The 4,774-nt window shown below is 32.4% G+C and carries 5 protein-coding genes; all 5 read right to left on the bottom strand.

From position 1 onward, the window contains the following. On the bottom strand, window positions 1-1,169 hold a 1,169-nt coding region (gene serS / locus J6V67_RS00640; RefSeq protein ID WP_291857245.1), incomplete at its 3' end, for a serine--tRNA ligase. Between the two features lie 9 nt (window positions 1,170-1,178). Next, window positions 1,179-2,147: a tryptophan--tRNA ligase gene (gene trpS / locus J6V67_RS00645; RefSeq protein WP_291857247.1), complete on the bottom strand. Its 969-nt coding sequence runs from the start codon at window positions 2,145-2,147 to the stop codon at window positions 1,179-1,181. A 3-nt stretch (window positions 2,148-2,150) separates the two neighbouring features. Next, window positions 2,151-2,687, bottom strand: a complete 537-nt coding sequence (locus tag J6V67_RS00650; RefSeq protein WP_291857249.1) for a shikimate kinase — start codon at window positions 2,685-2,687, stop codon at window positions 2,151-2,153. After that, window positions 2,671-4,056: a ribosome biogenesis GTPase Der gene (der, locus tag J6V67_RS00655; protein WP_291857252.1), complete on the bottom strand. Its 1,386-nt coding sequence runs from the start codon at window positions 4,054-4,056 to the stop codon at window positions 2,671-2,673. Before der ends, J6V67_RS00650 begins: the two co-directional genes overlap by 17 nt. A 186-nt stretch (window positions 4,057-4,242) precedes the next feature. Further along, window positions 4,243-4,774, bottom strand: a 532-nt coding sequence (locus tag J6V67_RS00660; protein WP_291857255.1) for a nucleotidyl transferase AbiEii/AbiGii toxin family protein, incomplete at its 5' end; no start/stop codon positions are given.

Here is a 4,774-nt window from a genome sequence, read left to right on the forward strand (position 1 = left end):
AGCGTTCTACCTACTGCTAAACTAGAGCCATTTAGTGTATGAGCTAGGCTATTTTTCTTATCATCTTTATATCTGATTTTAGCACGTCTAGCTTGAAAATCACGAGTATTTGAGATAGAACTAATCTCTCTATATTTGCCTTGACCTGGTAGCCATACTTCTAGATCTATTGTCTTAGCTGCACTAAATCCTAAATCTCCACTACATAACATCATATGGCGGTGCGGTAAGCCAAGAGCAGTTAACATATCGCTAGCACAGCTTACCATCTCATCTAGCATTGCATCGCTTTGATCAGCTTTGGTGATAGCTACTAGTTCAACTTTTTCAAATTGATGCTGTCTAATCATTCCTCTAGTATCTCGTCCAGCGCTACCTGCTTCTTGTCTAAAGCATGATGAGTAGCATGTCATTTTAATCGGTAATTTATCAGCTGGTATAATCTCATTATTATATATATTAGTTACTGGTACTTCGCTTGTAGGGATTAGATAAAGATCTTCGCCATCTACTTTATATAAATCATCCGCAAATTTAGGTAACTGTCCAGTACCATATAGTGTGTTAGAATTAACCAAAAATGGTACATTAACTAGCTCAAATCCACGGCCGATATTAAAATCAATCATAAAATTTACAAGTGCCCTTGATAATCTAGCTCCATCACCTCTAAGTACTGTAAATCTACTACCAGAGATCTTAGCTCCAGTGCTAAAATCTAACCATCCAAGCGCTTCTCCAAGTTCGTGATGCTCTTTTGGTGTAAAGTCAAATTCACGAGGATTTAAAACACTCAAAACACAGACATTATCATCTTCATCTTTACCTAGCGGGACATCATCATCTATGATGTTTGGCACACTTTTGGCAATTTTTTCTAAGTTTAACTCTAGTTCATTAACTACATTAGATAAGATTTGAAGATCTTTTTTGTTTAGTTCTAGCTGGGCTTTTAGTTCGCTTACATCCTCTTTATTTCTAGCTTTTATGCCTAATTCTTTGCTTTTAGCGTTTTGGATAGCTTGAATATTTTCAAGCTCAAGTCTTTTAGCTTTAAGTGAGTTATAGGCCTCTAAAAGGTTAGCTAATACGCCATCATCAACCTTTTTAGCTTTTAGCTTAGCATTAAATTCATCATAATTTGTCTCTATTAATTTTAAATTTATCATTATTTTTCCTTAGTAAATTCCTACAGCATCTCTTACTTTTGTCATGATTTCATCAGAGGTTTTTTTAGCTTTTTTGGCACCGTGATCTAGTATCTCTATAATCTCATTTTGATTATTCATATAGTACTGGAATTTCTCTCTAGCAGGGGCAAAATAGTTCCATGTAAGCTCATTTAAATACATCTTAAAATGACCATAGCCTTCACCGCCTTTGCTATATCTATCTTGTAAATTGGCTTGTTCTTGTTCATTTAAAAATAGCTTAGCAATTGCATATATATTGCAATTTTGCCAATCTTTTGGCTCTTCTAAAGGCGTACTATCAGTTACAATTGAGCTACACTGTTTTTTTAATGTTTTAGCATCGCTGAATATATCAATTGTATTTTTATAGCTTTTACTCATTTTAGCTCCATCTGTGCCAGGCACGGTAGCTACATTTTGAGCAACTTGTGCTTGAGGTAGAGTAAAGATCTGACCATGAGTATTATTAAATTTAAGCGCTAAGTCTCGTGCAATCTCTACATGTTGAATTTGGTCTTTACCTACTGGAACCATATCAGCATTAAATAGCAATATATCAGCAGCCATTAGTATTGGGTAGCTAAATAGCCCATGATGTGCTTCTAATCCTTTGGCTACTTTGTCTTTATATGCGTGCGCTCTCTCTACTAATCCCATTGGAGTTAATTGAGATAAAATCCAGTAAAGCTCTAATACATCTTTTATATCACTTTGAACCCAAAATGTAGAACGCTGCGGGTCTATCCCTAAAGATAAAAAAGCAGCTGCAGCTTCGATTGTGTTGGCTTTTAGGCTTTTTGCATCGCTTAAAGAAGTCATTGCATGGTAATTAGCTACAAAGATAAACATCTCATCATTGCTATTATTTTGCTTTTCAATCATAGGCTTGATGCTAGCAAAGTAGTTACCTAGATGAAGTTTGCCTGATGGTTGAAGTCCTGTTAGAGTTCTCAAATTTTATCCTTTTAGATGTTTGCGATTTAGTAGCTTAATGATTTTAGCAGCTACTTGTTGTGGAGTTTTATTCTCTACATTTATGATTAGATCGGCTTTTTTAGCATATGCTTCATCACGTTCTTTATGTAGTGCTTTAGCTTTTGATAGATCGCTTAGCAATGGTCTTTTGGCTAGTTTTTTATCTGCATTTGGTGCAGCTTTTATGCGTTCTATTATCTTATCAAAGTTTGATTTTAGATATATTACAGTGCCGATTTTATTTAAATTTTTAACCTTATAAAATCCACCGCCAGTAGAAATTACTGCTCCATTTACTGATTTTTCTAGGAATTTAGCTAGATTTTTTTCTATCTTTCTAAACTCAACCTCGCCATCATCTTCAAAAATTTTTTTGATTTTTTTATTAGCAAAACTCTCTATTAAATCATCTCCATCAATAGCAAAAACGCCCATCTTGCGAGCCAAAACCCTTGCTACGCTACCTTTGCCAACTCCCATAAATCCTATTAGTATTATATTTTTATATGTCTGTCTCACTTTTACCCTTATTTTTTGGTATTAGAACTACTGGAGTTCCATTTAGGCTAAATCTTTCTCTAAGCTTATTTAATAAATATCTCTTATAACTAAAGTGTAAAGATCTTGGCTTGTTCATTACTAATGCAATTTTAGGAGGTGCAAATCCAAATTGAGCTGCATAGAAAATTTTAACAATCTTACCATGATCTCTAGGGATTGGGTGGGTTCGTACAGCTTCTTCTATTAGTGCGTTTAATTCAGATGTTTTAATTCTTTGTGTATAGTTTTGATATACTTCTTGAATTAAAGGATACAGCTTGTGAATTCTCTTTCCGCCTAGCGCTGAAACACTAATAATAGGTGCATAAGCTAAAAATTTAAATCTATCCCTAATTTCAAAAGCTACTTTATCAAACTCATCATGATCCTTATCCCATTTATTTAGTACAATAATTACACCAAGTTCAAATTTTCCAACTAATCCAGCAATTCTCTCATCAAGTTCAGTAAATGGCTCACTAGCATCTAAAACTAGTAATGCTATATCTGCTACTTCAAGGATTTTTTGAGTACGATTTAAGGCGTATTTTTCTATCCCTTCTATTTTTCCACGCTTTCTAATGCCAGCAGTATCGACAAACTCAAAAACTCTATCATCATAGACAAAACTTTCATTGACTGGATCAATTGTTGTACCAGCAATACTACTTACTACTGAGCGATTATCTTTAACAAGTGCGTTTAATAGGCTTGATTTACCTACATTAACACGCCCTACGATACCAACCTTGATATTTTTACTCTCATAATCTATAGCTTTATTATCAAGGTCTAGTTCGCCTTGCTCATTAAAATCATCTAAAAACTCATCAAAATCATCTACGTCAGCTTTTAAATTTGATTGTGGTAGCTGTTTGTAGATCCATTCACATAACTCATCAACACCAGTGGCATGGCTAACAGAAAGATTAAATACAACACTAGCACCAAATTCATTAAATTCCCAACTACGCTCTTCATCTTTTTTACTATCAACTTTATTTATTGCTAGTGCAATTGGCTTATTGAGTTTTAATAAATTATAAAATAATTTTTTATCCACATCATCTGGTAGCATCTTGCCATCTACCATAAAGATTATGATATCAGCGCATTTTGCAGCATTTAGTGTATTGTTTTTAACATTGATAAATAGCTCATTGCTATCATCTATACCGCCACTATCTATTAATATACAGCTTTTATCATCAATTTGAATTTCGGTCTTATTCGTATCTCTTGTAGTGCCGCTCACATCGCTAGTTATGGCAATTCTTTGTTTTGCTAGACGATTAAAAAGCGAGCTTTTGCCGACATTTGGACGGCCTACTAGTATCACTTCTTTCATAGTTTTCCTTGAAAATTATTAGCATAGATTATATCTAAAAGCGTATTAAGCATTTATAAAATTGGAATTTGAGAGTGAAATTTTTAGATATTTATGCGGAAAATCAAAATGATTTTTTATAAATTTCATATAATATATTTTACAATGTTGTATTTTATAACAAATTTAGTTGTTACAAAATAGGCTTTATATAAGTATTATATTTTTTTTCTTATTAGAGCTATTAGGTATCATCAAAGTTTCGATTTGATTTAAAATATCTTGTGCGTATCCATCTGCTATATTAATCTCATATTTGCTTATTAGCTTATGATTTAATATCTCATCTTTTAGTAGCAAATTTAACTCATCTTCTCCAGAATAAATAATCTTTTCTCTTATGCTAAAAAGAGTGCTTTCTTTAAAATAATGTGGATATTCTTTTAACAAATATCCTAAATCAAAAAAATCTCTAATCTTGTCTCTACCACTAAACGCAGCTGCTTTCATCTCTATAAGATCTTCTATACAATATACATTTACATTATCAAATTTATTATATTTTAATCTATTTGAATTTAATAGTGATTTATTTCTACTACTAATTTCAATTTTTAAAGGATATTTTCCTAAATGCGAAACAGAGCCATAATCAATCATAAATTTAAAAACCGTATCAGTATCTTTTTTGATACTAATGTTCCACTTATTAAAGTCTTTACATTGTTTTAGCCTATTA

Source organism: Campylobacter sp. (assembly GCF_017646085.1).
Classification (GTDB): Bacteria; Campylobacterota; Campylobacteria; order Campylobacterales; family Campylobacteraceae; genus Campylobacter.

Bases quoted from the DNA above. Each gene is read 5' to 3' on its own strand.
- der (WP_291857252.1), bottom strand. From the start codon at position 4,056: ATGAAAGAAGTGATACTAGTAGGCCGTCCAAATGTCGGCAAAAGCTCG.